The 5,454-nt window shown below is 49.6% G+C and carries 5 protein-coding genes; all 5 read left to right on the top strand.

The window, feature by feature from the left end; all coding sequences use genetic code 11:
* The coding region (locus tag NZ772_12825; protein ID MCS6814434.1) for an amino acid ABC transporter substrate-binding protein at positions 1-263 on the top strand (263 nt) is incomplete at its 5' end.
* A 601-nt stretch (positions 264-864) separates the two neighbouring features.
* Positions 865-1,020, top strand: coding sequence for a hypothetical protein (locus tag NZ772_12830; GenBank protein ID MCS6814435.1), 156 nt, complete (start codon positions 865-867; stop codon positions 1,018-1,020).
* A 339-nt stretch (positions 1,021-1,359) separates the two neighbouring features.
* Entirely contained in the window at positions 1,360-2,469 is a 1,110-nt protein-coding gene (locus NZ772_12835) for a site-2 protease family protein (GenBank protein ID MCS6814436.1), read from the top strand.
* 433 nt (positions 2,470-2,902) lie between these two features.
* Entirely contained in the window at positions 2,903-4,216 is a 1,314-nt protein-coding gene (locus tag NZ772_12840) for a hypothetical protein (protein ID MCS6814437.1), read from the top strand.
* Between the two features lie 52 nt (positions 4,217-4,268).
* Positions 4,269-5,454 (top strand): hypothetical protein (locus NZ772_12845; protein MCS6814438.1); only part of this gene is annotated, 1,186 nt, incomplete at its 3' end.

Here is a 5,454-nt window from a genome sequence, read left to right on the forward strand (position 1 = left end):
AGCTGGGAGTTACCTCTAAAAATGTTGACCAAATGGCAAAAAGCACTGACCCTGCTGTCAGAAGATTTCTAGGCGTAGAGGGTAACCTTGGTCAAGACCTAGGGCTGCCTAATGACTTTGCAGCTCGTATTGTTAAACACGTGGGTAATTACGGAGAAATCTACGATCGGCATCTAGGGCCAAGTTCTAAGCTGAATTTACCTCGTGGTCAAAACCGCCTTTGGAAGGATGGTGGGTTATTAATATCACCACCATTTCGATAGCAAGGCTCCTTAACAGCAGGTTGTCGTTAACCGGGTGTTCCATACGGTTTTCCGTAGTAGATGAGCGGATAATCCTATCAAAACTTATCGCAATATTTACGGATTTTTCCTCCGTAAGAAAACACTATTGTGTTAACTTATTAATTGAAAGGATTTCAACCAAATAAATACACTAAGTGCTGATTGTAGCTCTCACACGATGCCGTGAGTGAGGTGTTTAAGCTAGCTTTTCTCTTGGCTACGTCAAGGGTTGCTAGTTTGAGGAGTCGCTGAGAGCTAGACACCATTCCTCCTGTGTGTTGTCTTTGCCTGAGGCCTGTTTCTTTTGAACGTTGCCTCTAGGCTCACAGTCTGCAGGCATTCTCAGAGATTGTTTGTGGTACTGGACAGAGATGGGAGACTATAGGTGTGTTTCTCGATGGGATAGAACTTGCGGCATTTACGTGCAATGTCGGAGCAGTGGTAGCTCTCATCAGTTTGCGACCGCTTACTGATCGCTGCTACCGCTCTGCTGGGATATGGCAAAAGTGCAGTTTTATCATGTGTTTTCTGGTTGATATGCTTTCGCTCCCTTCATACCTTCTTGCCGTTGCCTTGTCCTATGATACTCCGTGACATTCCACTGGTTATACTGATTCCTGCTGCTGGTTATTTGTTGGCTGTTTATCTGCTGTTGTTAGTTGCTCAGCGCCTTCGACGGTTTTCTGAGTTACCAACTGACGACCTAAAGCGCTCGACTAATTTACCCCCAACATAGGGAGAGAACTTGGCTGCTGAGTCTGCTCTCTTGTCTATATGTAGAGCAGCTAAGCAGGTTACTGGATGCATTGAGAAAGATGTACCAAACCCATTAGTGAGATAGCTACTGCTTAGAGGAAGTAATTTCCCAGCAGTAGCTTTTTGCTGTAAAGGGTCTAGGTCTTGCCTAGCCTCAGAGTTAGAAGCGAGGGTAGACTTACCGCTAATCAGCAGGCTACTACGATTAAGAGGGCGGTTATCCCCCCTTAGGGGCTTACCTGAGATTCCTTAACGTTTCGTTACAATGAAGGCATTGCAGGGGGCGGTATCGCTTCTAAAGAAAGTTACGGAGGAGCTGATGAACAGCAGTATTCGTGTTGGCACGCTATTTGGCATTCCATTCTATGTCAATCCATCGTGGTTTTTGGTGCTAGGGTTGGTGACAGTCAGTTACGGTAGTGGTCTCGCTGCCCAGTTTCCTAGTCTCCCAGTGGGCATCCCCTTAATGCTAGGGTTTGTTACGGCGTTACTGCTGTTTGCATCGGTGTTGGCCCACGAATTGGGGCACAGCTTTGTGGCACAGCATCAGGGTATTGGGGTGCAATCAATTACTCTGTTTCTGTTTGGCGGGTTGGCAAGTTTGGAAAAAGAGTCTAGAACTCCAGCAGAGGCATTTTGGGTAGCGATCGCTGGCCCACTTGTAAGCTTGGTGCTGTTCGGAGTCTTGACCACCGTAGTGGTTACAACACCAGTTTCTGGGCCATTAGCAGCAATTATCAGTTTGTTGGCCTATATCAACCTCATGTTGGGACTGTTCAACCTTATTCCTGGTTTGCCCTTAGACGGTGGTAATATCCTCAAGGCAATTGTTTGGAAGATTACAGGTAACCCCTACAAGGGTATCCGATTTGCTAGCCGTGTAGGTCAATTGCTAGGTTGGTTGGCGATTGTCTCTGGTGTTCTGCCACTAATCACCTACAGTGGCTCCCTGAATTTTTGGAACGTGTTAATTGGTTGGTTTTTGCTTCAGAATGCAGGTCAGTCAGCCCAGTTTGCAGCAGTGCAGGAGCAATTGTCTGGATTAACGGCAGCCGATGTCGTTACTCCCAACAGTCCAATCGTCACGAGCAGCATGTCCTTGCGAGAGTTTGCCGATCAACGGATCGTACATCAAGACTTGTGGCGTAAGTTTTTGGTCACCGATGCTGAAGGCCAACTGATTGGCGAGTTGTCTGTCAGTGACTTGAAATCTGTGGCTAGCAATCAATGGACAACGACAACAGTAGGCGACTTGACGAAGCCCATGACCTCGGCTGCTACAGTTGTTTACAATCAGCCCTTGATGGATGTAATCAAGCGCCTAGAGGAAAGTCAACTGAGCACCCTAGCTGTGATTGGTAACAACGGGGTTTTGTTGGGACTATTGGAAAAAGCATCGATCGTCAAGTTACTGCAACAGCCTGCCTAGAAGCCCTGTAACGTCACTGGTTTCAGTGCCCTTTCCCACTGGGAGAGGGCTTTTTAGTCGTGAATTTAGGGATGCCGGAGATTGGCTAATAGGTCGTTACTAAAACTGCAACCTCAACCCAGGGAACTATAGAAACGATTAGGGTGAATCTAAGTAGGCAGTGGAGCCTAGTAATCACATGATTGCAGGGAGTAAATTGCATCTCTGCTGAGACATAGACTTGTGCTCACCTGCTAACCAATGTTGGTTTGAGGAGGATAGGTGAATGAAAGTGATGATGTTGGGACGATCGCTGATGATGGTGGCATGGTTAGTGCCGCTTGTCTTCATCCAGGGAGCAAGCAGTGGACAGCCACAGAGTACCACTACCCAGTTAGCAGCGGTATCTCCAGCGGCCAAGCAAAAAGGGTTAACAGTGGAGGACTTGAAGCGAATGATGGCAGACTTGACAGCGTACCACAACTATAAGCAGGTGATTGATAAGACCCAATCGATGGTGAGAGATCGAGCATCCCAGCAGCTAGCTCGGCAGCATGGCCTCAACATTTTGGATATCACTTGGGAGGATACAGGCCGCTACAAAGGCTCTGCAGTTGGCCCTAATATCAGCGATATGACCATCCAAGTGCAGCAGTATAACCCCAAAACTCGTCAATATGAGCTAAGCCTCATGCCTGTGATCCGGTATCCTAACTTCTCAGATCTATCGGCTGACATTCCCTTAGATCAGTTCTTTCTGTTGGTAGGCAATGAGAAGGGAACTGATCTGCGACGGGTATCCCTTAAGGACTTTCTGGGAGATTTGCGCCGCTATCTCCACAAACCAGAGTCGTGGGCTGGGGAAAAAACCTCTCTGCTGGCCGATCGTGACACCCATGCCCTTGTTAGTGCCCAAGCCTGTTTCTTGCCTATTCCCAAGGGAGACAAGGCTGAGTTTAACCCAGTCTTGTTCAACTACCAGTCCTCTGAGGGCAATCCAGCCGTGTTGGCGATTCTGGCAACTCGTGAAGGCACCAGCGTCACCATTATTGACAACAAGCGAGATGGGTTTGCAGCAGGGCCAACCTGGGGACAACGGCTGTTTTTTAACAAAAATGGTGAACGAGCTAGCCTGACGGGTCAACGCATCAGTGATTTTAATGCAGAAACTCCCAGCACTACAGGTCAACCAACGGCTAGCGCAGCTGGGCAAGAGGGGTTGAATATGGTGCTATTGGTTCAGGTGCCTCTTAAACACCGAGAGCGTGTAAGCTTTGAGGGTTTCGGTGACATATTGCCGATGGCAGCTCCAGCCCAACTGTTAAGAAATCGATCCGCTAGCAATGTTGAGGCAGCAGTAATCGGTCATGGCAAGGTAGAGGGTGTGTTCACGGAGATTGATGGGCTAGCGATCGAGCGCGATCCACGATTCCCTGTGCGGGTAACCGTGCAGTTCTACAAAGCCACCAGTAATGGTGTCGTGTCACCTCAGGACATGGCAGAAATTAAAGCTCAGATTGATCGAGTTTACAAAGATGCAGCCTACGTAGGCAGCCTAGTCATAGCGGGTGAAACGGGCAGACCCACGGAATACGACGGCAACAAGCAAGAACCCCCTGACTGGTGGGATCAATTCTGGAAGCGGCACGAAGCGAATACAGGACAGTCTCGCGAGCAGGCACTGGAAATGTTGCGACGCTTACGAGGCCCAAACTGGATGCCCACCTCTGAGCAAGAACTTCAGCGGGAATTGGAACAACTTCGGTAATAATGTCATTGGGTGTAGATTAGGAACCCTTGGACATCGGGAGGTTGGCATTATGGCTGGATGTGGAACTATGCAAGGTTGGCAGCATGTGGCAAGGACAGGATTGAACGCCGCATGGAGAACTATAACCTGGGCTACAGTGCTTATAGTTGCTATGGTGATCGTAGGCTGTAGCGATCGGGCTGTAGCAACGGCACCGGCAGCAAGACAGCCAGCACCACCACCCACAACTGTCCTGACTCCAGAACCGTCTGCTACAAAACCAGCCGCACCGCCGATCGTCGAGGTGTCTCCTCCCCAAGCCATCCAAGCCCTCCAGACCTACCTAGAGGGCTATCAGCCCCAAGTCACTATCCTTAGCCCCAAACCCGACGAGGTATTGACTGATGATACGGTGACTGTGCGCTTCCAAGTGAAGGATTTGCCCATCTTTCAGGATGAGGTCTTGGGTATGGGGCCTCACTTAGAGGTGATTCTAGACAACCAGCCCTATACAATGGTCTATGACCTCAGCCAGCCCTTGGTGTTAAAGGACTTGGACGCAGGTTCCCACACAATCCGGGCATTTGCATCGCGGCCTTGGCACGAAAGCTTTAAGAACGAGGGTGCCTATGCCCAGGTAACGTTTCACATTGGAGCAAAAACTGGAACCAATACCCCTGACCCGAAGTTGCCTTTGCTGACTTACAGTCGCCCAACTGGCAGCTATGGGGCAGAGCCAATTATGTTGGATTTTTATCTAACGAACGCTCCGCTGCATATGGTCGCCCAAACATCTCCTGAAGATGACATTCCCGATTGGCGAATTCGAGCGACGATCAATGGCCAGAGCTTTGTGTTCGATCGCTGGCAGCCCATTTATTTGAAAGGCTTTCAACCCGGCAAGAACTGGGTAAAGTTAGAGTTTCTGGATGAAAATGGGGAACCTGTGCAGAATCAGTTCAACACAACAGCCCGTCTGATCACCTATGAGCCAAATGGCATGGATAGCTTCTCAAAACTGATTCGAGGAGACTTGCCATTGGTGGAAGCCCGTCGCATTACGGATCCTAATTACGAGCCAGCATCTCCTGTAGCTGCCCCTGCGACCCCATCGCCTTCGGCACCCTCCGCTCCAGTTACAAGTCTGCCATCCTCTGCCCCCGCTGCACAGCCAATTTCTACTCCAAAACCTGCCGCTACTCCTGCTTCTGAGCAGACACCTCCATCACCAGCCCCAACGATTGTGCCTGCTCCAA

It is taken from the genome of Cyanobacteriota bacterium (assembly GCA_025054735.1).
Classification (GTDB): Bacteria; Cyanobacteriota; Cyanobacteriia; order SKYG9; family SKYG9; genus SKYG9.